Here is a 22,236-nt window from a genome sequence, read left to right as displayed (position 1 = left end):
CCGAAGGCTGGGTGGTGAGCCGTGAAGGGCTCGCCACTGGCCGCTGATAGTCGCCAATTCTAAATCATGGTGCTTGTGTCAATGTCCTTTCAAGAACTCCGGCTCGACCGGATGAGCCGATCATTCGGAACTTTCAATGCGCTGAGGGAAATCAACCTCACAATCCGGAAAGGCGAGTTCATCGCACTTCTGGGACCTTCCGGCTGCGGGAAATCGACGGCTCTCAATTGCATCGCCGGACTTCTCGGCACGACGAGCGGCGGCATCTATATCGATGAACGGCGCGTGGACCAGTTGAAACCGGAGGATCGCGGTTTCGGCATGGTGTTCCAGAACTATGCGCTGTTTCCGCATATGAATGTCCTGCAAAATGTCGGGTTCGGTCTCAAGATGCGCGGTCTGGCAAAAAGCGAGATCAACGAACGTGCGCGCGCCGCATTGGCTTTGGTGCGCTTGCAAGGACAGGAAGAAAAACTGCCGGGACAGCTTTCCGGTGGCCAGCAACAGCGCGTGGCAATTGCCCGCGCCATCGTCATCGAGCCGCCGGTGGTTCTCATGGATGAGCCGCTTTCCAATCTCGATGCGAAGCTGCGGCTTGAGATGCGCGCTGAAATCCGCCGCATCCATAACCAGCTCGGCTCAACGACGATCTATGTGACCCACGATCAAGACGAAGCCCTGTCGCTGGCCGACCGCATCGTGGTCTTGCGCGACGGTGAAATCCGTCAGGTCGGCAAACCGCACGAGCTTTACGAAGAGCCCCGCTATCGTGATGTCGCCGCCTTCATGGGTTTCCGCAACGCCTTGCCAGGCAAGGTCGTGCGCGTCGAGAACGGGCAGGCGATCATTTCCGTAGCGGGGAACGAACTCGTTGGCCGTGCGATGGATGGGCTTGAGCCGGGTGACGATGCCGTGCTGATGGCACGCGGCGATGATGTCGTGTCCGGTTCGGGTCATCGCAATGACCTGCAGGCGACCGTCGAGACCATCGAATATCGAGGGCGCGAATATGTCGGTACAGCCCGCACCGAAACCGGGATGGAGCTGATCTTTCATGGGCCGCAGGGCGTGGAGCCCGGCAGTCGTATCGTGTTGGGCGTCGATGCTGGCCATGCGCTGGTTTTCCCGGCGGAGGGCTGAGCGATGGTGGCTGAGACCTACGCGGATGCACCGCTTAAGCCCGGTTTGCGACAACGGCTTGCAAATCGCGGCTTCGACGGCGTCACCCTTCTGATCCTGCCCGCGCTGCTCTTTGTGGTGGGTGTATTCATCTATCCGTTTCTGTACGGGCTAGTTCTGTCCTTCAATCCAATTGATGGCGGCGGTGCACTGGCCAATTACACCAAGTTCTTCTCCGATCCCTATCTTTACAAGACCATCGGCGCGACGCTTTGGCTTGCGATTCCTGTCACCGTCATCAGTGTTCTTTTCGCGGTTCCCATCGCCATGCGCGTGCGTCTGATGCCGCGCCAGCGCCTGCTGACCACGATCCTCGTTCTGCCGGTGACGCTCGGCACGGTTCTGATTGCTGAAGGTCTTTTGAATTATCTGGGGCCGCAAGGCTGGTTCAGCCGCACGCTGATCTATATTGGCCTGATCGATAATCCGCTGAAGCTCACTAATAATTACTGGGGGGTCTTTGCATCGCTGGTCATTACGGTTTTTCCGTTCACCTTCCTGCTGACGCTTTCCTACATAACCGGCATTGATCCCGCACTGGAACGGGCCGCCGCCACGCATGGCGCCAATAGCTGGCAGCGCTTTCGCCATGTCATGCTGCCATTGCTGGTGCCGGGGCTGGTGGTCGCGGCCTGCCTCACCTTCGTGCAGGCATTTGCTGTGTTTCCATCCGCTGTCCTCTTGGGCGCGCCGTCGGGACCGACCCGCGTGATATCCATCGCTGCAGCACAGGCGGCCTTCGAGCAATATGACGACTCCATGGCTTCATCCATCGCCATGATCATGGCGGCAGTGCAATTGCTCGTCGTCGGGGCACTGCTCGGTGTGCGCTCGCTCTTCTATCGCGGCTCGACCGCTGGCGGAAAGGGATAGATCATGATCCGCGATACTTCCACCCTTTCCAAGCTCTGGATCACTCTCGTCTGGCTCGTAACCGGCTTCTTCGTGCTCAATGTTCTTGCTGTCATCGTGGCCGTGGTGGTTTCAAGTTTCGGCACGCGCTGGCTGGGTACATGGCTGCCAGACGCGTTTACCACGCGCTGGTATGCAGCCGCCTGGGCCGAATTCCAGCTTGATCAAGTGCTTCTGGTCACCTTTCAGGTCGTCTTTGCAGTGGTGATCCTGTCGGGTGTTCTGGGCGTCACGGCAGCTTACGCCATGGCGCGCCGCGATTTTCCCGGCAAAAAGCTTGTGCTGCTGATCTTCCTGCTGCCGCTTCTGGTGCCGCCGATAACCTTCGGCATTCCGCTGGCAACCGTGCTTTACAAGTTCGGGGTGGGCGGTACCTTCTGGGGCGTCGTTCTAGCCAATCTCGTGCCGACGGTACCCTTCGTCATTCTGGTGATGATCCCCTTCATCGAGCAGATCGACCCGAAGGTCGAGGCGGCGGCGCGTGTGTTTGGCGCAGGCACATTCAAGCTCTTCATCCATGTGCTTCTGCCCATGCTGTTGCCCGGTGTGCTTGCGGCCATGCTGCTGGTTCTGGTGCGCACGGTCGCGATGTTCGAGCTGACCTTCCTGACCGCAGGACCGACATCGCAAACGCTCGTCGTCGCGCTCTATTATTCGGTGTTCGCTGCCGGGGTCCGCTCCGTCCAGTCCATCGACGCCATGGCGGTCATTTACATGGTCACCTCGCTGGTTTGGCTGCTTCTGGCCCTGCGTTTCGTCAATCCGACGCAGATCGTTGCGCGCAACCGTCAACCGTCCGCGCATTGAGGCACAACAGGATGAAAATCATCGCTATCGAAACGGTGCAGCTTCCGCACCTCAACAACATAGTGTGGGTGCAGGTCCACACCAATGAGGGCATTGTCGGACTTGGTGAGACTTTCCGTGGTGCAAATGCGGTTGCCGCCTATATCCACAGCGATATCGCACCGCTGCTCGTCGGCCAGAACCCGCTGGAGATCGACCGTATCTCCAAACTGCTGCTGGAGCCTTATGTCGGCTTTCGCTCGTCAGGCGTGGAAATCCGTGCCGCCTCGGCGATAGACATCGCGCTTTGGGATATTTTTGGCAAGGTGACCGGCCAGCCAATCCATCAGTTGCTCGGTGGTCTGTCTCGACAATCGATCCGCACCTACAATACCTGCGCGGGCTACACCTATAACAAAAGCGGCGCGCGCCGATATATCGGTGATGCCGATGAGGCAACGGAAGGGCCCTACGAGGACCAGCTGGCTTTTCATAGGGACGCAGGTGCACTTGCCGAAAGCCTTCTGTCGGAAGGCATCACGGCCATGAAAATCTGGCCCTTCGACCCGTTCGCTGTCGCATCCGGCGGAAACTTCATCCATGCCGGCGATCTCGACAAGGCGCTGGCACCGTTTCGCCAGATACGCGATGCGGTCGGCGAGCGGATGGAAATCATGGTCGAGTTCCACTCCATGTGGGACTTGACGTCGGCTCTGGCCATTGCGCGCGAACTGAAAGTCTTCCGACCGTTCTGGTCGGAAGACCCGATCAAGATGATGAACCCGCAGGCGCTGGCCGTTTACGCACGCCAGTCCGGCATTCCGGTCTGTGCCAGCGAAACCATGGCGACGCGTGCGCAATTTCTCGATGTCCTACGCGCCGATGCCTCCGATTATGTCATGCTCGACATTTCATGGTGTGGCGGGCTTTCGGAAGCGAAGAAGATCGCCACCATGGCCGAAGCATTTCAGCGCCCCATTGCGCCGCATGACTGCACTGGTCCGGTGGTGTTCGCGGCCTCCGTCCATCTGTCGCTCAATGCGCCCAACGCGATCTTTCAGGAATCTGTGCGGGCCTATTACACCTCATGGTATCGCGATCTGGTGACGGTGATGCCGCGCATAGAGAAGGGCATGATCTATCCGTTCGAAGGAGCGGGTCTGGGATTGGAGTTGTCTGATTTCGTACTCAGTCATCCCGATGTCATTCGGAAAAAGACGGGAGCTGAATGATGGGACCGTTTCGCTGCATAGCCGATCTGCGTGGGCAACTGATGGAAAGTCCGGTCTGGGATGACCGCAGGGGAACACTTTTCGCCTGCGATATCTATGGGCGCCGCATATATGAAATCGACATTTACGCCGATAGGGGTGTGCTTCGTGAATGGTCCTTTACAAGCGAGGTAGCAAGCTTCGGATTGACAGAAAGCGGACGTCTCGTGGTGGCGCTTTCACGTGAGGTTGTCCTGTTTGATCCTGAAACCGGCATTCGTGAACCGCTATGGGCGGGGTACGATGAGCCGGGAACATCCCGCCTCAATGACGGCAAGGTCGGTCCTGACGGTGCGTTCTGGATCGGCAGCATGGATGGCCGTCATGAGCGGGAAGCCATCGCGAGGCTCTACCGAGTAACATGGGACGGCGAGGCTTCTGTTAAGGCCGAGGGTTTTGAGATTTCTAATGGTCTCGCTTGGACGGCGGACGGCAGAACCATGTTCCATACGGATTCCCGCGGGCCGTGGATCGACCGTTATGACTTCGATCCGGAGACCGGTGAGATTAGTGGGCGCAAGCGCATTTGCGACCTCGATGAGCAAAGCGGCAGGCCGGATGGCGGCGCCTGCGATGCTGAGGGTGCTTATTGGAGCGCGGGTGTATCCGCTGGCATTCTGAATCGCTTCGACCGCGAGGGTAATCTGCTTGAAAAGGTTCCGGTACCGGTTCCGGCTCCAACAATGCCCTGTTTTTGCGGACCAGACCTGACACTTCTGGCCATCACCTCGCATCGCCAGCTGCTGGAAGCGACCCTGGAGGCCGCACCTCGGTCGGGTGGCGTATTTCTGGCGCAGGCTTCGGTTGCAGGAGCCCCTGTGGCCCGGATGAACGGAGTGTAACGTGATCGCGCAGGCACTCCTGAATATTTGTTTTGAATTGAATATCATCTCGAAGCCGTTTTACGCCCTTCGGGATATTTTCTGATCGGGAAGGTAGGGAAATGACCAGAAAGACCTATGGAGATCTGCGTTCGGCGCGCTGGATGCTGCCCGATGATCAACGCTCGTTCGGCCATCGTTCGCGCACCATGCAGATGGGATATGATCCGGTCGACTGGGAAGGTCGTCCGATCATCGCCATCATAAACACCTGGTCCGAGGCCCAGCCTTGCCACATGCATTTCAAGGATCGGGTGGAATGGGTCAAGCGCGGCATCCTGCAGTCAGGCGGATTCCCGATGGAGTTGCCAGCATTGTCGCTGTCGGAAAACTTCGTGAAGCCGACAACCATGCTCTATCGCAATCTGCTGGCGATGGAGACCGAGGAACTTCTGCGCTCGCATCCTGTCGATGGTGCGGTGCTTATGGGCGGTTGTGACAAGACAACGCCGGGTCTCGTCATGGGGGCCGTCAGTATGGGACTGCCGTTCATTTTCTTGCCCGCCGGACCAATGCTGCGCGGCAATTATGCCGGTAAATATCTGGGGTCCGGCACTGATGGCTTCAAATACTGGGACGAGCGCCGCGCAGGCACCATTTCCAAGGAGGAATGGCAGGGGATTGAAGGTGGCATCGCACGGTCCTACGGCCATTGCATGACCATGGGAACCGCATCGACCATGACCGCGATTGCCGAAGCCATGGGGCTGACGCTTCCCGGTGCATCATCGATCCCGGCTGCGGATGCCAATCATCAGCGCATGTCCACGCAGTGCGGTCGCCGCATTGTGGAAATGGTCTGGGAAGACCTGACGCCGGAAAAGATTATGACGCCCGCTGCAATAACCAATGCGGTCACTGTTGCGATGGCAACGGGATGTTCGACAAATGCCATCATTCATCTGATTGCGATGGCGCGCCGGGCAGACGTGCCACTGGAACTGGACGATCTGGATCGCATCGGACGCACGACGCCTGTGATCGCGAATATCAGGCCTTCCGGCACGATCTATCTGATGGAAGATTTCTACTATGCGGGAGGGTTACGAGCGCTCATGAAGCAGCTTGGCGACAAACTCGATCCTTCGGCCGTGACCGTGACCGGCAAGCCGCTGACCGACGGTCTGGATGAGGCTCATATCTGGAACGATGACGTGATCCGCCCGCTTTCCAATCCGGTCTATCATGAAGGCTCGCTTGCGGTGCTGAAAGGCAATCTCTGCCCCGATGGCGCGGTGATAAAACCTGCTGCCTGCGACCCCCGCTTTCACCGCCATAGTGGCCCGGCGCTTGTCGCGGACAGTTACCCCGACTTGAAAAAGATCATCGACGACCCCGATTATCCCATGACGCCGGATACGGTTCTGGTGCTGCGTAATGCCGGTCCGCAGGGCGGGCCGGGAATGCCGGAATGGGGCATGATCCCCATGCCGAAAGCGCTGTTGAAACTTGGGCTGCGCGATATGGTGCGGATTTCGGATGCGCGCATGTCGGGAACCAGTTTCGGTGCCTGTGTTCTGCATGTCGCGCCGGAATCCTTCATCGGGGGACCACTCGCCCTGCTGAAGACGGGCGACATCGTCGAACTCGACATTCCAGCCCGCAGCCTCAACATGCTGGTTTCGAACGAGGAACTGGCGGCACGGCGCGCAGCCTGGCAGACGCCACCACCCAAATATGAACGCGGCTATGGCTTTGTCTTTTCCAAGCATGTCGAACAGGCTGACAAGGGCTGCGATTTCGACTTCCTGAAAACCGATTTCGGCCGTCCTGTCGACGAACCGGTCATCTATTGAGAGGCAGTTTCGATGTCAGATTATGTGCTTTCCGAGGAAACGCGGGCCAAGCTGAAGACGGTTTCGACGGCTTCCGTTGCGACGGCGCTTTACAAGCGTGGCCTGCGCAACCAGTTCATTCAGGGTGTGTTGCCGGTGGCGCGCAAGCGCGAGAACATGGTCGGTCAGGCCTTCACGCTGCGCTACATCCCGGCGCGTGAGGACCGGAATCCCATCACGGTTTTTCGTAATCCGGACCACAAGCAGCGCGTTGCGATAGAGACTTGCCCACCCGGTTTCGTGCTGGTGATGGATGCGCGCAAGGATGCGCGTGCGGCGACTGCGGGGTCTATCCTCGTGACAAGGCTTGCCTTGCGCGGCGCGGCGGGCATTGTTTCTGACGGCGGATTTCGCGATGTCAGCGGGATCGGCGAGCTTGATATGCCTGCTTATTGCTCAAAGCCATCTGCGCCGACCAATCTCACGTTGCATGAGGCGGTGGATATCAATGTGCCGATAGCCTGCGGCGATGCGGCAGTGTTTCCGGGCGATGTGCTGGTTGGCGATGCTGACGGTGTCATGGTCATTCCGGCTGGTCTTGCGGATGAAATCGCAACCGAATGTATCAGCATGGAAACTTATGAGGATTTCGTGCTGGAAGAAGTGCTGAACGGCGCTACCATTGTCGGCCTCTATCCGTGCACGAAAGAAGAGACCGAGCGCAAGTTTGAGAACTGGCGCGAACAAAATGGCCGTTAGCGCATCCCGAAAAGTGTGAAACGGTTTCCGGATAAGAATCGCGACAAAACAAAAAAAAGGAAGGCGTTACGCCTCCCTTTTTCATGCAGCTTTGTTGCCGTGTTTTAGTAGAGCACGTTCTTGGCTTCCGGCTGGTCGATATTGTCCTTGGTGACGACGACGGCGCCCGTATCGACAACCTTCTCGACCTTTTCCTTGTTCAGCACCTTCAACAGGGTTTCGATGCCCTTTTCGCCCATCTGGTAGGAACCCTGAACCACGATGGCATTGAGCGTGCCGTCCTTGACGAATTCCTGCAGGTCCTGATTGCCGTCGAAGCCGATGGCGGTCAGCTTGCCGGACTTGCCTGCCTGCTTGATCGCGCGGCCCATGCCGATGGCGGTCGGTTCATTGGCACCGAAGATGCCGACGAGGTCGCCATTGGCCGCCAGAACGTCGGTGGTCTGGTTGAGCGCCGTCGCCATCTGCGATTGCGAGTAGTAAGGACCGACGACTTCCAGCTTGGAATTGGCCTTGATGTAATCCACGAAGCCGCCGACGCGACCGATTTCCGAGCCAGCGCCCGCAACATAGGACATGACGGCGATCTTGCCGGTCGTGCCTGCCTTGTCGATCAGGGCCTTGGCTGCGGCTTCACCGGCCTTGCGGTTATCGGTGGCGAGGAACGACTGGTAGTATTTGTCGGCGCCATCGGCGAGCTGCGAGTCGATGATGACGACCGGAATGCGGGCTTCCCACGCCTTCTTCACAGCAGGCGTCAGCGCATCCGGATCGGACGGGGCAAGAAGGATTGCATCCACTTTGCGGTTCACGGCATTTTCCACCATGTTCACCTGATCGGCGATGGCCGATTCAGCCGCCGGACCCTGGAAGGTCATGGTGTGATCGTTGGAATCCTTGATCGCAGCTTCGGCACCCTTCTGGACGTTCTGCCAGAAAGTCGAATTCACGGTCTTCACGATAACGGCGATTTCGCCCGCCGAAGCGCTTGCCGCTCCAGTAAGCACAAAGGCCGAAGCCATCAATGCAGAAACCAGTCTACGCATGTTTTCCTCCTGTTATCGAGCTCTTGGCTCTACCCTTTTCCGGAATGCCTGACACATTCCGTCTCCCCTCTCATCGACGGTTGCGCATCTGGTCGATCCATACTGTGACCAGAATAACGAGGCCGATGATGATCTGCTGTGTGAAAGCGGAAATGCCGTTCATGTTGAGGCCGTTCCGCAGGATTCCGATGACGAACGAGCCGATGAACGTGCCCGAAATCGTGCCAACGCCACCGATGAGCGAAGTGCCGCCGATGACCGCGCTCGCAATGGCGTCGAGCTCATAGGCGACGCCTTCATTGGGCTGTGCGGTCACGAGGCGGGACATGAGAACGCAGCCCGTCAGACCCGCCAGTGTTCCCGATACGACATAGGTGAAGGCCGTTACACGGGCGATGTTGACGCCCGAAAGCCGTGCAGCCTCGGCATTCGATCCGATGGCATAGATGTGGCGGCCAAGCACGGTGCGGTTCAACACGAGTGCGGCCACGATCGCGATCACGATCATCAGCACAACCGGGTAGGGGATGCCGGGGAAGGTGACGACCGGAAAGCCCTGTTCGTCGATGCTCTCGATGCGAAACAGCGAGCCGTTGCCCAGCACACCGAAGGATTCGCCAAGGCCGGAGACGGCGCGTGCGCCAGTGATCTGAAGGGCTACACCGCGCGCGATCAGCATCATGCCAAGTGTGGCGATGAAGGGCGGCAGTTTGAGTTTTGTGATGACGACGCCGTTGATGAGGCCGCAGAGCGATCCCGTCAATATACCGAGCAGCATGGCGAGCGGGATCGGCAGCGAAAGGTCCTTGACCGCAAGTGCGGCCACAACACCGGCGAGTGCCAGAACCGAGCCGACCGAAAGATCGATGCCGCCGGTTATGATGACATAGGTTGCGCCGATGCCGAGAAACGCGATTGAGGTCACCTGTAAGGCGATGGTCATCGCATTGTTGACGGTCATGAAGGCGCTGCTGGTGACGGAAAAGATCGCCGCCAGAATGATAAGGCTGCCGACAGCCGCAAATTTCTGGATGATATCCTTCTGACGGTCGCTGAGCCCCTTGGATTTTACCGTCTGCTGGGGCTTGTCCGTAGTGATTTCGGCCATTACTGCGTCCTCATTTGTCCTGCCGGCCCCGACCGGAGGCATAGGTCATGATTTCTTCCTGCGATGTCGCGGCCGTGTTCAGGACGGCGGTGATGCGCCCCTCGTGAAAGACCGCCACACGGTCCGAAAGCCCAAGAATTTCCGGTAGCTCCGAGCTGATCAGCACAATGCCGATGCCCCTTGCGGCCAGTTCGTCCATGATCTGGTAGATCGCGAATTTTGCACCGACATCAATGCCCCGCGTCGGTTCATCGAAGAACATGATACGCGGTTCGCGGAACAGCCATTTGCCGATGATGATCTTCTGCTGATTGCCGCCCGAAAGCAGTCGAACGGGCTGGGCCAGCCCCGGCGTCTTGATACTGAGAAGATCGACATAACGCTGGCTCGCCTGCCGCTGTCGCTCGAAATCGATCACGCCATAGGCACTGCTGACCGCTTCCATATTGGCGAGTGTGAGATTGGCATCGACCGGCATCTTGACCGCCAGTCCTTGCGCCTTGCGGTCTTCCGACAGATAGGCAATGCCTGCCTCGATGGCGTCGCGCGGGCTGGAGATGGAAAGCGTCTCGCCTTCAAGCACAATCGTTCCGGCATCGTGCGGATCGGCGCCGAAAATCGCCCGCGCTACTTCCGTGCGCCCTGCGCCCATCAGTCCGGCAAAGCCGAGGATTTCTCCGCGCCGGAGTTCAAAGCCGATATTCTCGAAGAGGCCGCTTCGTGTCAGTCCGCCGACGGAGAAAATCACTTCCTCCGTCGGCTTTCGGGTCGGTTCCGGAAACTTTTCATCAAGCGAGCGCCCGACCATCCCGGCCACGATTTCATCGACGGTGACAGCGTCAAAGTCCTTGGTCCAGACATAGCGTCCGTCGCGCAGGATGGTGACGCGGTCGACGATCTCCGCCATTTCATCGAGACGGTGCGAAATATAGACGATGCCGGTGCCTTGCGCTTTCAGTTCGCGGATGACCTTGAACAGAAGCTGCGCTTCCTGCTCGGTCAGCGAGGAGGTCGGCTCGTCCATGATGAGGACGGAGGCATTGAGCGAGAGGGCCTTGGCGATTTCAACCATCTGGCATTGGGCGACGGACAGGTTCAGAACCTGTGCAGACGGGTCGATCTTGACGCCAAGCCGGTCGAGGCAGTGCTGTGCGTCCTGCTTCAGCTTGCGGCGATCGACGAAGAAGCCGCGTTTCGGCTCGCGAGCGAGATAGATGTTTTCGGCAACGCTCAGGTGCGGAACGAGGTTCAGTTCCTGATGGATGATGGCGATGCCCGCCGCTTCCGATTCAAGCGTGGAAGCAAAGCGGACAGTCTGGTCGCGATAATGGATCATCCCGCCATCCGGCTGATAGACGCCACTGACGATCTTCATCAGCGTCGATTTGCCCGCACCATTCTCGCCGCAGACAGCATGAATCTCGCCCGCCCGCAATTCGAAGCTGACATTCGACAGGGCTTTGACGCCTGGAAATTCTTTGGAAACGGAATCCAGCTTGAGCAAGATAGGCGCGGTATCGGCGCGCGCAGTCGCTGACGGCAATCCTCCCATCGCGCTTCCTCCCTCGCGCAAAGTTTCGTCACCTATGAATGGAAGAAGTAGAAGCCTGCTGGTTTCTGGTCAAGCCAATTTTGCGCGAGCAGCAAAAAACCCGCTACATGGCGGACTGGCCCTCCAGAATTTCGGTTATTAAACCTAATTGGCCTGACCAGACGATGGTTTTGCGGTTTTACCTGCATCGTGAATCATTTACTGGAAAGAAGAGAAAAGGCAGCTTCTGCTGGCGAGAAGAGAGCACATAAGTACTGCAATTCCGACAGTATCGCAGTATTTTGTGTCGCGGCCTCTGGAAAGAGGGGCGGTTCCTTTCTATCATTATATTCCGATTATCTGATCCCGAGGGGCAGTTTTGTACTTTGAAATAATTACGGTCGTGCTGTTGACGATCCTCAATGGTGTTCTCGCCATGTCGGAACTCGCAGTGGTTTCCTCCCGCCCGGCACGACTGAGGGTAATGGCCGACAAGGGCAGCCGCGGCGCCCGCATGGCCATCGAGCTTGCCGATAATCCCGGCCGTTTCCTGTCCACCGTCCAGATCGGCATCACGCTGGTCGGCATTCTGTCGGGTGCATTTTCTGGCGCGACGCTGGGTGCCCGTTTGTCGGGCTGGCTTCTTGGGCAAGGCTTGTCGCCAGCCCTTGCCGATGCTGTTGGCGTCGGTTCGGTGGTCGTGGTCATCACCTATCTGTCGCTGATTGTCGGCGAACTCGTGCCAAAGCAGATCGCACTGCGTGAGCCGGAAGCGGTTGCAAGCCGTGTAGCGCCGACCATGACATTGCTGTCCAAGATGGCAGCACCTCTGGTCTGGCTTCTCGATACATCGGGCCGTCTGGTCTTGAGGCTGCTTGGCCAGTCGGGCAAGTCGAGCGACGGCGTGACCGACGAAGAGATCAAGTCCGTTCTGGCCGAAGCGCATAGCGCGGGCGTGATCGAGACGGAGGAATCCCGCATGATTGCAGGCGTTATGCGCCTTGCGGACCGAACGGCACGCGGGCTGATGACGCCGCGCATGGATGTCGAAATGGTCGATGTGGACGATAGTTTCGATGAAATTCGCCTGCAACTGCACAATACAAGCCGCTCGCGGCTTCCTGTGCGCGGCGAAGATTCCGATGAAGTGATCGGCGTCTTACAGGTGCGCGACTTCTTCAATCAGCTGTCCTCCAGGGGCAGTGTCAATCTGCGCGAGATCGTCCGTGATGTTCCGGTCGTGTCGGACTTTTCCGATGCGCTCGACGTGGTGGAAGCCATTCGCGGCACGCCAACGCATATGGTGCTTGTCTATGACGAGTACGGTCATTTTGAAGGTGTGATTACTGCGGGCGACGTGATGGAAGCGATCATCGGCGCCATGCAGGAGGACCATATCGAGGAAAAGGCTATCGTGCGCCGGGCGGATGGTTCTTACCTCGTCTCGGGCTGGATGCCGATTGACGAGTTCTCGGAGTTTTTGCGTTTCCCGATTGACGACGATGCGGAATACAACACCGTTGCCGGGCTGGCGCTTGAGGAACTGAAGCATCTGCCGGATGTGGGGGAAACCTTCGTCAAGAACGGATGGGTGTTCGAAATCGTTGACCTTGACGGACGCCGCATCGACAAGCTGCTGCTGACGGCGGAAGAACAGTCGACCGAGTAATTCCGGGATAGAACATTCCCCGGTTTGTCCGAACTGTGGGGCAATGCGCTATCAGCCTGTTTTACAGTATCTGCTATCTCACCATCGTGTCCCGCCTGTGGCGCATGGCATGGGTTCCTGCGCGTCCCTAACTATTGTTGAGCGCGCGCCTCAAGCGGCATGTCGATGGTATGCCTTGTCCGCCGAAGTGATCGTCTTGATTGAACTGCCGTACCATTGGCATTTTAGATTGTATGCATGTTATAGTTGTCAGTCGGGGGCAGGTTTGCTGTCATTCCTTTTTAATCAGGACACGAGGGGCGTCCCGATTGGAAAAAAGCTGAACGTGCTCTGGCCAGTGGTGGCGTTTAAATGGGGTCGAGAACTGAATATTGGCTTCAACTGGTCAGGTCGGCCTATGGCAGGCAGGACAGCCCGATAGCCGACAAGATACTTGCGGACCAGCTCAGGGAGATTTGCGACGGCGCGCGCTTCTCGATGCCCATCAGCACGATTCTGTCCGTGCTCATTTTGCTGGTCCAGATTGCTGCGGGGCATTTCTGGATGCCCATCATCTGGTTCGCGCTGGTCAATATCATCAATGCGCTGCGCTTTATCGATGCGATAGCCTATTATAGAAGCCCGGCTGCGCCAGTTGAGAATATCGCGGTTCTGCAGCGCCAGCTCGCCCGCTTTCAACTGCTTGGTGCTATGGCCGGTTTCGTCTGGGCCGGTATCGCCATTCTTTCCCATGGGTTCTCTGATCCGCAATCGTCGGTCTATCTGGTCATTCTGGCCGGTATCTGCGCGGGCGCCGTCACCTATGGCTCGTCCTATGCCGCGGTTGCAATCAATTTCATAACGCCGCCGCTTGTCGTGACGGTGGTGTGTCTGGTCCTGCAAGCCGACCTGCAATATGGCGTGATTGCCGTTGCTGTTGTTCTGTTCTGGCTCGGGCTTACGCGTGGCGCACTTTTGGGGCAGAACCGCTTCATCCAGACCAGCAGGTTGAAACACGAAGCCAAGCAGCTGGCTGACGAAATGGCACTCAAGTCGCAGGAGGACCCGTTGACGGGGCTCTTCAACCGGCGCGGCCTTGAAACCTCCATTCGCCTCTATCCTGTGAAAGACGGCCCGTTCATCGTCATGCTGATCGATCTCGACGGGTTCAAGTCCGTCAACGACACCTATGGTCACAAGGTGGGTGACGACCTCCTTGTCGCCATTGCGCAGCGTATCCGTCAGGTCTCGCCGGAGCGTTCCGTTCTGGCGCGTATTGGCGGCGATGAATTCGTGCTCGCTTATCCCGAGCCTTCAGCCAAGATCGAGGCCGGATTGGTGGCCGCACGCATCATCGGCAGCCTGACCGCCCATTATGAGGGGATTCTGTCGGTGGAGATCGGCGCCTGTGTCGGCATTTGCCGGCTGGAGCGTCTCGATCCGGTCGAAATGTTGTTGCGCGCCGACTTCGCGCTTTATGCGGCCAAGAAACGCGGACGCAACGAATATTATTTTTTCGAGAAGCGTCTGCAGCACGAGTGGGAGCGCAAGCAAAGCATCGAGCGAGACCTGCGCATAGCAATCGAAACCGGGCAGGTGCAAACCTACTTTCAGCCGGTGGTGCAACTCTCCAGTGGGCGCATGGTTGGTTTTGAGGCATTGCTGCGCTGGGATCATCCACAGCACGGCACAATTCCCCCGCCGGAAATCATCGATGTTGCGTGCGAAGTGGGTGTGGTGCGTCAGCTGACGAATAATGTGCTCTTCAATTGCTGCGAGATGATCGACAAGCTCACCGAAGGTGGGCGCAGCGATCTGACAGTTGCCATGAATCTTTCCCCTCGCGAACTGGCGGGGGGACGCATTCCGCACGAAATCCTGTCCCAGATGGAAAAACGCGAACTTCCGATGTCCATGCTTGAAATCGAGATAACGGAGGAAGCTCCCTTCGATCAGCGGGGGATGAGTGACAGTCTCGGAGTGCTGTCGAGCGCTGGTGTCTCTATCGCACTTGACGATTTTGGCACCGGCTTTGCTACTTTCGCCTCCTTGAAGAAGGGCCTCATCACCAAGATCAAGATCGACAAGGTTTTCGTGCGCGGCATTGCCGAATCCGAAGGCGATCAGCACATCGTGCGCGCCATGGTCGAGCTGGGCGATGCTCTTGGCATCAAGGTCACTGCCGAAGGGATCGAGACCGAGGAAGATCGCGACATGCTTTGTAAGCTCGGTTGCAATGCCGGGCAGGGCTTCCTGTTTTCACCAGCTTTGCCGGCGAGCATGGCTCTTGATGCCCTTGCCAAAGCGAGTGCCAGCTCACGGTTCGATCAGGCTGTCCGGTAGTTTAGGTGGATAATCCATCTCGATTTCGTCCTGACCGTAAATAGGGCTCTTCAGGTTGGGGCCGGTCAGGATGGGGCGGATCTTGTATTTTCCTGTAGTCAGCCCTTCGGGAAAGAACGGCGAATGGGCGTCATCGTCGCCGACCGGGTGATAGATCACAAATTGCCCGCCGCGCTTCTGTACGGGATTATCATCGAGTGTTTCGCTCTTTCCCGGCTCAAGGGTCTTGTTGAAGAGATCATAGAGCTTATGCGTGGTCTGCTGGCCGTCGGCAGATGTGAAAATCAGGTGCAATTCACCATAGCCGAGTTCTACGGCTTCGCGGCTTTCATTGGCCAGCGTCAGCGTGAACAGGTGCTTGTAATAATCCTGATCCTTGTCGACATCGCTGTAATCCGCGAGACCGAGCTGCAAGGATTGTAGTTTTTGCCCGTTTTCCGCCTGCCAGGCCGCAAGATCGTAGGCTTCTTTCAGGGATATCCAGCCCTCCAGCGACCCGGTTTTGCCCTGATAGGCAATTTTCATCCAGTCATCGCCGGCAAAGACAAGCTTGCGCGCCTTGTCGCCCTTGTCCAGATAGGATTTTGTGGTGCTTTGCCGGTCAGGATCGCTGTACAGGGCCAGCTTTTCTACAGGAACCTCCCAGCCTTGTTCCGTTTCATCCGGTGCCAAAGGCACTTCAAGAACGCTGTTTCCCTGTGCGTCATAGGTGACCATGCGCATGGGTTTCATCAGGTAGGGCCAGCCAGACATCTGCTCTTCCGGGCGCGATTGTTCCACAAGCCGCACCGTCTGGTCGCGATCAATCGACAGGATGTCGACGCGGTTATAATGCCCATCCAGACTACAGCTGCTTTTGATCAGCTTTCGTTCCGGGATGCGTTCGACATTCCACAGCTCGCCGCAATTCAGTTTTCCGCCAAGTTCGTCCTCGATAATCAGTGGGGAAAAGGCTTTGGCTTTTGGATTATAGAGATAAAGCGCGACGCCAACGTCGAGGCTTCCCGCTTCGCGGGCGCCCAAAGAAAAATCGGTGTAGCCATCGAAGTCATAGTCGCCGGTTTCGAAGCTGACAGGCCCGTCCAGTCCGTTGAGCCAATCGGAATCCAGCAAAACGAGTTTCGATCCATCGGGCTGGGTCAGAACATAACCCTCTTTGCGTCTTTCGATATGCGCGCTCACGCCCGGTTCTGGCAGAAGGCGAGGAAGATTTTCTTCCGCGAAAGCAAGGTTCGTCAGGCCTGGCGATAGAAATGCCAGACAAATTCCGAGTGCCGCGAGGTGGAAAAATCGTCTCATTGCCATCTGCTTGTTTGATGTGGTCAGCTTTGCTTACACGAGACATGGCTGAAACGGGAGTTGTTCTTTCCTGTCATCCAAAGCTTGGTCGCAAACCGGATGAGATGTATGGTCCCAGCAACGAAGAACCGGCGGGAGACGCGATCAGTGGAGGAAACGTAATGACCGATAAAAAACCTGACGGTCCGGTACTTTTGTCGGGCGGCAATCCCCAGATTGCAAAAGGAGAAGGGGATGCGCCGGTTCAGACCTATATCGCTGCCATGCCGGGATGGAAAAGCGAAGCAGGTCGCCGCCTGGATGCTCTCATCGTGCGTACCGTTGCTGATGTGCATAAAGCGGTCAAATGGAATTCCCCCTTCTACGGAATGAAGGGAGAGGGGTGGTTCCTCAGCTATCATTGTTTCGACAAATATATAAAGGTGGCATTCTTTCGCGGCGCAAAGCTGAAGCCGGTGCCGCCGGTTGAATCCAAGAGCCAGGATACGCGCTATTTCCACATTCATGAGCACGACGATGTGGATGAAGCCCAGCTGACGGACTGGATCAGGCAGGCAAGCCAGCTACCGGGCGAGAAAATGTAGGTTGGAGCACAGATCGAAAGACGCTCTGGGAGGGGTTTCATGACAGATGATAATGACGCTTCAAAGCTTATTGACGGGCGGATTGTCGAGCTCGATGACTGGCGCGGCGAGACGCTCGCCCGAATGCGGGCGCTCATAAAGAAGGCCGATCCCGACGTGATCGAGGAATGGAAATGGCGTGGCGTGCCGGTATGGTCGCATGACGGCATCATCTGCACCGGCGAGACTTACAAGAAGGTCGTGAAGCTGACTTTTGCCAATGGCGCAGCGCTGAACGATCCCACCCGCATCTTTAATTCCAGTCTTGAAGGCAATACGCGCCGCGCGCTGGACATAAGCGAAGGTGAAGAGGTCAACGAAGATGCCTTCATCGCACTCGTTCAAGCTGCCATAGCGCATAATACAGCCAAGCGGGCGCAGCGAAAAACCAAACGCAGCTGATTGCCCCCCCCCTAATTTGCGAGAATTTTTGTGAAATCCGTCGGTTTGCGGCGGATTTTTTAATGCGCATTTCGATGCTCGGGTGCGTGTCTGTCGTGCAAAAGGCAGTCTCAAAGTTACGAGCACACGAAATCGCGAAGACAAAACATGTATCTATGTCTATCTTTATTTCTTATAATTGGTCATCTTGTAGAGTGTTTATTTTAGTAAATACTAATGAAAGTAACAATAATATCTATTTAATAAATTGTAATATTGTATAAGTATCGTTTCGATACAAAAATAATTGCCACTTGATCTAGGGCTTTTTTGTTATGGCGGTAAAGAGGATATTCAGATGTGTATAGCCTGTAATCCGGGTATGGTGGCGTTTCTGCGGTCCACGGCCTCAAGGCGCGATTTTCTCAAATATCTCGGCGCTGCCGCCGCGACTTCGGCCTTTGCCTGTTCTTCGCCGGGCATGGCATTCGCGCAGCAGGCTGCAGCACCCGCGGGCGATATCATCTTCAAGGGCGGGACAATCCTGACCATGAATGACAAGGCGCCGCGTGCCGAAGCGATTGCCATTCGCGGCAACAAGATATTGGCCGTCGGCAAGCTGGATGACGTGCAATCCGCCATCGGTTCCGGAGCGCAGGTGGTGGATCTTCAGGGCCGCATCCTGATGCCGGGCCTGATCGATCCGCATATGCATTTCGTGTTCACGGCATTCGAGGACTGGATCGATGTCAGCCCGATCACGACACCGGATTACGCGACCGTCTGGTCGAAGTTGCAGAAAGGCGTGGCTGATGCCAAGCCGGGGGAATGGGTGCGCGCGCAGCAGTTTGATGCCAGCATCACCCGCGATGCCAAAATTCCGACGATTGCCGAACTGGATGCACTTGCGCCCAACAATCCATTCTTCATGCAGGAAAGCAACGGCCATATCGCCTATGCCAACAGTGCCGCCTTCAAGGCCGCCGGTATCACCCGCGAGACGCCTGATCCGTCCGGCGCGCGCTTTGTAAAGGATGCTGATGGCAGCCTGACCGGGCGCCTGGAAGAGATGGCGGCGCAACAGGAATTCCTTGGCGTCATGCCGTCTCCTTCGGCGGCGGATATGATCGGTCGCGTCCAGCGTTTTCTAGATCATGCAAGTTCTGTCGGTTGCACCATGCTGCACGATTGCGGCATCGGCATCATGGCCGGTGCGCAGGATCTCAAAATCCTCGATGCGGTTCTGGGCGAAGGCAAGGCCCCGGTACGCTATCGCGGTATGCTCGTGTCAACGATCATGGACGAATGGGAAAAGGAGGGGATCAAACCCGGTCGCGGCAATGATCTTTTCCGCGTCGATGGCATCAAGGCGTGGGCCGACGGTTCCAATCAGGCGCAGACCGGTTATCAGCGCGAGAACTATCTGGGCACCGATGCGCGCGGCGCCCTGAACTACAGCCTTGAGCAGGTAACGGAAGTGATCCGCCGGGCGCATGAAGGCGGCTGGCAGGTTGGCGTTCACGCCAATGGCGATGCGGCAATCGACATGGTACTGGATGCTTACGAGGCCGTTCTCGGAAAGTCCTCGAACAGCGATCTTCGCCATCGCATCGAACATTGCAGCGTTTTCCACCCGGAGCAGATGGTACGTATGAAGGATATGGGGCTTTCGCCGTCCTTCCTGATCGGCCATGTGCGCTGGTGGGGCAAGGCGTTCCGCGACCGTCTTCTGGGGCCTGAGCGCGCCCGCTTCTATGATCCGTGTGCTTCCGCGCTGGCTGCGGGTCTCAAGATTTCGCTTCATTCCGACTGGAACGTGACACCGATTGAGCCGCTGCGCTATGTCGAGGATGCCGTCACCCGCGTGATGAACGAAGGTGGCGACGTGTTCTTCCCCGAAGAACGTATTCCGGTGGATGCAGCGCTGCGCGCTGTTACCATCGATGCGGCCTGGCAGTGTCATATGGAAGACCAGATCGGTTCGCTGGAAACCGGAAAGTTCGCAGACTTTGCCATTCTGGAAGAAGACCCGACTGCGCCGGATGTGAAGATCGGCAAGATCAAGGTCAGCGAAACCTGGATGGATGGCACCAGACGTTACACGGCCTGACGGAAAAATCCGGCGACAGAACGAAAACTGTCGCCGGATTGGTTCGGCTTCACAGAATATCGGCGGCGCGGTGATGTTTATCGACGCCGTCGATCAGAAACACCTCTCCTTCCGATCCTTGCCGGCGCCATTCGATAATCGCCTGATAGGCAGGCGAGGCATACCAGTTGCGTGCTGTTGCTAGATCGGGAAAAGCGATGACGATCAGATCGTCCGGTGACAGACCTTCCAGTTCATCCTTCGGTCCACCGTGAATGATGAAGTGTCCGTCGAAGGGCGCCAGAGTTCCATCGATGGCTTTCAGATAATCGACAATTCCCTGATTGACCCTGACATTGCGAAGCTGGGCGATTGCATAAGCGGTCATTTGAGGTCTCCGTTCGATCAGAATGCGGTTTGAGGGATGCGGGCGGCGCGAACTTCAAGCCAGGTAAGCACAGTCACAGCCGCGGCCTGTCCAACGAGAAAAACCCAGCCGAACAGATTGGGAAAAATCATCCCCGCAACAGGCAGGAAAAGGCTGGCTGCTACCCATGCGCCATTGCCAAGAATGACGAGGTTTACCGCCCATGCGGGAGGATTTGCGCTCCGCGACACCCAGGCCATAAAGGCTGCGACTGGCAGCAGCAGTACGCCTGCCCAGTAAAGCAACGACGCTGGAATTCCAGTCAGTTCGCCCACCGGTGCTGAGGCAGTGACAAGCGCGGCACCCATCGCTGCGCAGGTAACAGCATCAACGGCGACGAGCGGTTTGAGGGCAAATATTGGGTGTGCGGTTTTCATCCTATCGACCTTTCAATTTGGCGTCCCGTTCTTCGGGCTGGCTGCATATTTGCCCTGTTGCGTTCTGGGGTCGATTACGTGAGAGGTAATTGTTGCTATGAATTTTGCGGCGCATTCCAGAATGCACCTGCCAGCCATGATGGGCAGTCAAATCGTTGAAGGGATCGGACAAGCCTATGACCGAAACACAACAGACAGTCGGCTCGCTTCTCCGGGAATGGCGGCAGCGCCGCCGCTTCAGCCAGCTATCCTTGGCGGTCGACGCCGAGATTTCGCAGCGTCATCTGAGTTTTCTTGAATCGGGGCGCTCGGTGCCGAGCCGCGACATGGTTCTGCGTCTGGTCGAACATCTGGACGTGCCGCTGCGGGCGCGCAACCGGATACTGGTTGCCGCCGGATATGCGCCCGTTCACAGCGAGCGAGGGTTGGAAGCGCCGGAATTTGCCGTCGCGCGAAGCGTGATTGAAGCCCTGCTGCACGGACACAACCCGCATCCGGCCCTTGCAATCGACAGGCATTGGACCCTGCTTCTGGCGAACAAGGCGGTAGGTGTTCTCACGGAGGGTGTGGCGGAACATCTTCTGCAGGGGGAGGTGAATGCGCTTCGCCTCAGCCTGCACCCGGAAGGACTGGCCCCGCGCATCCAGAATTTTCGGCAGTGGCGCAGCCATATTCTTGCGCGCCTTGCTCGCGATGCGGACAATTCAGCCGATCCGCGACTGGCAGCACTTCTCGATGAACTGAAATCCTATCCGGTCCCCGCGCGCGCGGTGTCTTCGGGTGGGGGAACTGTCACTGATAATCCGGTGGCCATTCCGCTCAGGATCGACAGCCGTGAAGGCCCGCTGGAGTTTTTGAGCGCGACGACGGTATTCGGCACCGCCGTCGATATCACGCTGTCGGAAGTGGTCATCGAGACCTTCTTCCCCGCCAATGAGGAAACGGCAGCCGCCATGCGGCGGCTCACCGTCGAGTCGTAGTTTAAACAGCCCGCGTCAACCCGCCATCCACACGCAGGTTCTGGCCGGTGATGTAGGCGGCGCCATCCGATGCGAGGAAGGCGATCGTCGCCGCGATTTCCTCGCTCTTGCCATAGCGCTGCAATGGAACGCTTGCCCGGCGCTCTTCCGTCTTCGGCAGGCTGTCGATCCAGCCCGGAAGAACATTGTTCATGCGAATATTGTCGGCAGCATAGGTGTCGGCGAAAATCTTGGTGAAAGAGGCGAGCCCTGCGCGGAACACCGCCGAGGTTGGGAACATGGCGCTCGGCTCGAATGCCCATGCGGTCGAGATATTGATGATGACACCAGACTTCTGCTTCTGCATCGTCGGCACGACGAGACGCGACGGGCGAACTGCATTCAGGAAATAAGTGTCCATTCCCTTGTGCCAGTCTTCATCGGTAATTTCGAGGATCGGCGCACGCGGGCCATGACCTGCGCTGTTTACCAGCACGTCGACACGGCCCCATTTTTCCAGAACAAGGTCTACGAGGCGCTTCAGATCATCATTCGACTGGTTCGAGCCGGTGACGCCGAGGCCACCCAACTCCTGTGCCAGCGCTTCGCCCTTGCCGGAGGATGAGAGGATTGCAACCTTGAAACCGTCTTGCGCAAGCCTGCGTGCGGCGGCCGCACCCATGCCGCTTCCGCCAGCCGTTACAATCGCTACTTTTTCTACTGTCATGATGCGTTCCTTTTTCCGAAATGTTGCACCAGGTCGCAACTGTCGACAACCATTATTTGACGTTATAGCGGAGAGCCATTATCGTGACGAACGAAAACGCGTAACGTTAATCAAT

21 protein-coding genes are annotated in these 22,236 nt (G+C 57.4%); 14 read left to right on the top strand and 7 right to left on the bottom strand.

The features are described from left to right. Positions 1-66: 66 nt before the first annotated feature. The 7 genes from FG152_RS14915 (at position 67) to FG152_RS14885 (ending at position 7,563) form a co-directional block, all read left to right on the top strand. Positions 67-1,140: an ABC transporter ATP-binding protein gene (locus FG152_RS14915; RefSeq protein ID WP_029375919.1), complete on the top strand. Its 1,074-nt coding sequence runs from the start codon at positions 67-69 to the stop codon at positions 1,138-1,140. Between the two features lie 3 nt (positions 1,141-1,143). Beyond that, on the top strand, positions 1,144-2,052 hold the full coding sequence (locus FG152_RS14910; RefSeq protein WP_010658537.1) for an ABC transporter permease: 909 nt from the start codon (positions 1,144-1,146) through the stop codon (positions 2,050-2,052). A 3-nt stretch (positions 2,053-2,055) separates the two neighbouring features. Next, the gene (locus FG152_RS14905) at positions 2,056-2,898 is read left to right on the top strand and encodes an ABC transporter permease (RefSeq protein WP_010658538.1); all 843 of its coding nucleotides are present in this window, start codon (positions 2,056-2,058) and stop codon (positions 2,896-2,898) included. A gap of 11 nt (positions 2,899-2,909) precedes the next feature. Next, the gene (locus tag FG152_RS14900) at positions 2,910-4,109 is read left to right on the top strand and encodes a mandelate racemase/muconate lactonizing enzyme family protein (protein WP_010658539.1); all 1,200 of its coding nucleotides are present in this window, start codon (positions 2,910-2,912) and stop codon (positions 4,107-4,109) included. After that, on the top strand, positions 4,106-4,990 hold the full coding sequence (locus tag FG152_RS14895) for an SMP-30/gluconolactonase/LRE family protein (protein WP_029375921.1): 885 nt from the start codon (positions 4,106-4,108) through the stop codon (positions 4,988-4,990). The genes FG152_RS14900 and FG152_RS14895 overlap by 4 nt, the downstream gene beginning before the upstream one ends. Before the next feature lie 101 nt (positions 4,991-5,091). Then, on the top strand, positions 5,092-6,825 hold the full coding sequence (araD, locus tag FG152_RS14890) for an L-arabinonate dehydratase (RefSeq protein WP_010658541.1): 1,734 nt from the start codon (positions 5,092-5,094) through the stop codon (positions 6,823-6,825). A 12-nt stretch (positions 6,826-6,837) separates the two neighbouring features. Further along, complete coding sequence (locus FG152_RS14885; RefSeq protein WP_010658542.1) at positions 6,838-7,563, top strand: ribonuclease activity regulator RraA; 726 nt, start codon at positions 6,838-6,840, stop codon at positions 7,561-7,563. 104 nt (positions 7,564-7,667) lie between these two features. Here FG152_RS14885 and FG152_RS14880 read toward each other — a convergent pair whose 3' ends face one another. The 3 genes from FG152_RS14880 to FG152_RS14870 all read right to left on the bottom strand — a co-directional run bounded on the left by FG152_RS14880 (position 7,668) and on the right by FG152_RS14870 (position 11,269). Then, positions 7,668-8,609 carry an ABC transporter substrate-binding protein gene (locus FG152_RS14880; protein WP_010658543.1) on the bottom strand — a complete coding sequence of 314 codons (942 nt, stop codon included), beginning with the start codon at positions 8,607-8,609 and terminating at the stop codon, positions 7,668-7,670. A 70-nt stretch (positions 8,610-8,679) separates the two neighbouring features. Beyond that, a complete protein-coding gene (locus tag FG152_RS14875; protein ID WP_498987009.1) occupies positions 8,680-9,717 on the bottom strand; it encodes an ABC transporter permease in 1,038 nt (345 codons plus the stop codon). A 10-nt stretch (positions 9,718-9,727) separates the two neighbouring features. Beyond that, entirely contained in the window at positions 9,728-11,269 is a 1,542-nt protein-coding gene (locus FG152_RS14870) for a sugar ABC transporter ATP-binding protein (RefSeq protein WP_010658545.1), read from the bottom strand. Positions 11,270-11,307: 38 nt separating this feature from the next. Here FG152_RS14870 and FG152_RS14865 point away from each other — a divergent pair, with 38 nt between their 5' ends. From FG152_RS14865 to FG152_RS14855, 3 genes are all read left to right on the top strand, one after another. Further along, positions 11,308-11,520: a hypothetical protein gene (locus tag FG152_RS14865; protein ID WP_146113257.1), complete on the top strand. Its 213-nt coding sequence runs from the start codon at positions 11,308-11,310 to the stop codon at positions 11,518-11,520. 107 nt (positions 11,521-11,627) lie between these two features. Continuing rightward, positions 11,628-12,917, top strand: a complete 1,290-nt coding sequence (locus tag FG152_RS14860; protein WP_012092780.1) for a hemolysin family protein — start codon at positions 11,628-11,630, stop codon at positions 12,915-12,917. Positions 12,918-13,268: 351 nt separating this feature from the next. Beyond that, complete coding sequence (locus tag FG152_RS14855; protein ID WP_010658547.1) at positions 13,269-15,239, top strand: putative bifunctional diguanylate cyclase/phosphodiesterase; 1,971 nt, start codon at positions 13,269-13,271, stop codon at positions 15,237-15,239. On the opposite strand, the gene FG152_RS14850 is transcribed toward FG152_RS14855, so the two are convergent. Continuing rightward, complete coding sequence (locus FG152_RS14850; protein WP_235691740.1) at positions 15,213-16,538, bottom strand: hypothetical protein; 1,326 nt, start codon at positions 16,536-16,538, stop codon at positions 15,213-15,215. The genes FG152_RS14855 and FG152_RS14850 overlap by 27 nt on opposite strands. Positions 16,539-16,699: 161 nt before the next feature. On the opposite strand from FG152_RS14850, the gene FG152_RS14845 reads away from it, so the two are divergent. From FG152_RS14845 to FG152_RS14835, 3 genes are all read left to right on the top strand, one after another. After that, a complete protein-coding gene (locus tag FG152_RS14845; protein WP_010658549.1) occupies positions 16,700-17,122 on the top strand; it encodes a DUF1801 domain-containing protein in 423 nt (140 codons plus the stop codon). A 39-nt stretch (positions 17,123-17,161) separates the two neighbouring features. Continuing rightward, complete coding sequence (locus FG152_RS14840) at positions 17,162-17,563, top strand: DUF1801 domain-containing protein (protein ID WP_010658550.1); 402 nt, start codon at positions 17,162-17,164, stop codon at positions 17,561-17,563. A 337-nt stretch (positions 17,564-17,900) separates the two neighbouring features. Next, the gene (locus FG152_RS14835) at positions 17,901-19,652 is read left to right on the top strand and encodes an amidohydrolase (protein WP_029375923.1); all 1,752 of its coding nucleotides are present in this window, start codon (positions 17,901-17,903) and stop codon (positions 19,650-19,652) included. Between the two features lie 49 nt (positions 19,653-19,701). On the opposite strand, the gene FG152_RS14830 is transcribed toward FG152_RS14835, so the two are convergent. After that, positions 19,702-20,019, bottom strand: coding sequence for a DUF1330 domain-containing protein (locus FG152_RS14830; protein ID WP_010658552.1), 318 nt, complete (start codon positions 20,017-20,019; stop codon positions 19,702-19,704). A gap of 17 nt (positions 20,020-20,036) precedes the next feature. Next, positions 20,037-20,435 carry a hypothetical protein gene (locus tag FG152_RS14825; protein WP_010658553.1) on the bottom strand — a complete coding sequence of 133 codons (399 nt, stop codon included), beginning with the start codon at positions 20,433-20,435 and terminating at the stop codon, positions 20,037-20,039. A gap of 176 nt (positions 20,436-20,611) precedes the next feature. Between FG152_RS14825 and FG152_RS14820 the strand changes: the two genes are divergently transcribed. Further along, the gene (locus tag FG152_RS14820) at positions 20,612-21,415 is read left to right on the top strand and encodes a helix-turn-helix domain-containing protein (protein ID WP_010658554.1); all 804 of its coding nucleotides are present in this window, start codon (positions 20,612-20,614) and stop codon (positions 21,413-21,415) included. Position 21,416: 1 nt separating this feature from the next. On the opposite strand, the gene FG152_RS14815 is transcribed toward FG152_RS14820, so the two are convergent. Next, a complete protein-coding gene (locus FG152_RS14815) occupies positions 21,417-22,121 on the bottom strand; it encodes an SDR family oxidoreductase (RefSeq protein ID WP_010658555.1) in 705 nt (234 codons plus the stop codon). Positions 22,122-22,236 lie beyond the last annotated feature (115 nt).

This window comes from Ochrobactrum sp. XJ1 (assembly GCF_024701725.1).
Classification (GTDB): Bacteria; Pseudomonadota; Alphaproteobacteria; order Rhizobiales; family Rhizobiaceae; genus Brucella; species Brucella anthropi.
This window is presented reverse-complemented; position numbering and strand designations above follow the sequence as displayed.

Excerpts from the sequence above, each read along its gene's own strand:
- FG152_RS14915 (WP_029375919.1), top strand. The coding sequence starts at position 67 with ATGGTGCTTGTGTCAATGTCCTTTCAAGAACTCCGGCTCGACCGGATG.
- FG152_RS14910 (WP_010658537.1), top strand. The coding sequence starts at position 1,144 with ATGGTGGCTGAGACCTACGCGGATGCACCGCTTAAGCCCGGTTTGCGA.
- FG152_RS14905 (WP_010658538.1), top strand. The coding sequence starts at position 2,056 with ATGATCCGCGATACTTCCACCCTTTCCAAGCTCTGGATCACTCTCGTC.
- FG152_RS14900 (WP_010658539.1), top strand. The coding sequence starts at position 2,910 with ATGAAAATCATCGCTATCGAAACGGTGCAGCTTCCGCACCTCAACAAC.
- FG152_RS14895 (WP_029375921.1), top strand. The coding sequence starts at position 4,106 with ATGATGGGACCGTTTCGCTGCATAGCCGATCTGCGTGGGCAACTGATG.
- araD (WP_010658541.1), top strand. The coding sequence starts at position 5,092 with ATGACCAGAAAGACCTATGGAGATCTGCGTTCGGCGCGCTGGATGCTG.
- FG152_RS14885 (WP_010658542.1), top strand. The coding sequence starts at position 6,838 with ATGTCAGATTATGTGCTTTCCGAGGAAACGCGGGCCAAGCTGAAGACG.
- FG152_RS14880 (WP_010658543.1), bottom strand. The coding sequence starts at position 8,609 with ATGCGTAGACTGGTTTCTGCATTGATGGCTTCGGCCTTTGTGCTTACT.
- FG152_RS14875 (WP_498987009.1), bottom strand. The coding sequence starts at position 9,717 with ATGGCCGAAATCACTACGGACAAGCCCCAGCAGACGGTAAAATCCAAG.
- FG152_RS14870 (WP_010658545.1), bottom strand. The coding sequence starts at position 11,269 with ATGGGAGGATTGCCGTCAGCGACTGCGCGCGCCGATACCGCGCCTATC.
- FG152_RS14865 (WP_146113257.1), top strand. The coding sequence starts at position 11,308 with ATGGAAGAAGTAGAAGCCTGCTGGTTTCTGGTCAAGCCAATTTTGCGC.
- FG152_RS14855 (WP_010658547.1), top strand. The coding sequence starts at position 13,269 with ATGGGGTCGAGAACTGAATATTGGCTTCAACTGGTCAGGTCGGCCTAT.
- FG152_RS14850 (WP_235691740.1), bottom strand. The coding sequence starts at position 16,538 with ATGAGACGATTTTTCCACCTCGCGGCACTCGGAATTTGTCTGGCATTT.
- FG152_RS14845 (WP_010658549.1), top strand. The coding sequence starts at position 16,700 with ATGACCGATAAAAAACCTGACGGTCCGGTACTTTTGTCGGGCGGCAAT.
- FG152_RS14840 (WP_010658550.1), top strand. The coding sequence starts at position 17,162 with ATGACAGATGATAATGACGCTTCAAAGCTTATTGACGGGCGGATTGTC.
- FG152_RS14835 (WP_029375923.1), top strand. The coding sequence starts at position 17,901 with ATGTGTATAGCCTGTAATCCGGGTATGGTGGCGTTTCTGCGGTCCACG.
- FG152_RS14830 (WP_010658552.1), bottom strand. The coding sequence starts at position 20,019 with ATGACCGCTTATGCAATCGCCCAGCTTCGCAATGTCAGGGTCAATCAG.
- FG152_RS14825 (WP_010658553.1), bottom strand. The coding sequence starts at position 20,435 with ATGAAAACCGCACACCCAATATTTGCCCTCAAACCGCTCGTCGCCGTT.
- FG152_RS14820 (WP_010658554.1), top strand. The coding sequence starts at position 20,612 with ATGACCGAAACACAACAGACAGTCGGCTCGCTTCTCCGGGAATGGCGG.
- FG152_RS14815 (WP_010658555.1), bottom strand. The coding sequence starts at position 22,121 with ATGACAGTAGAAAAAGTAGCGATTGTAACGGCTGGCGGAAGCGGCATG.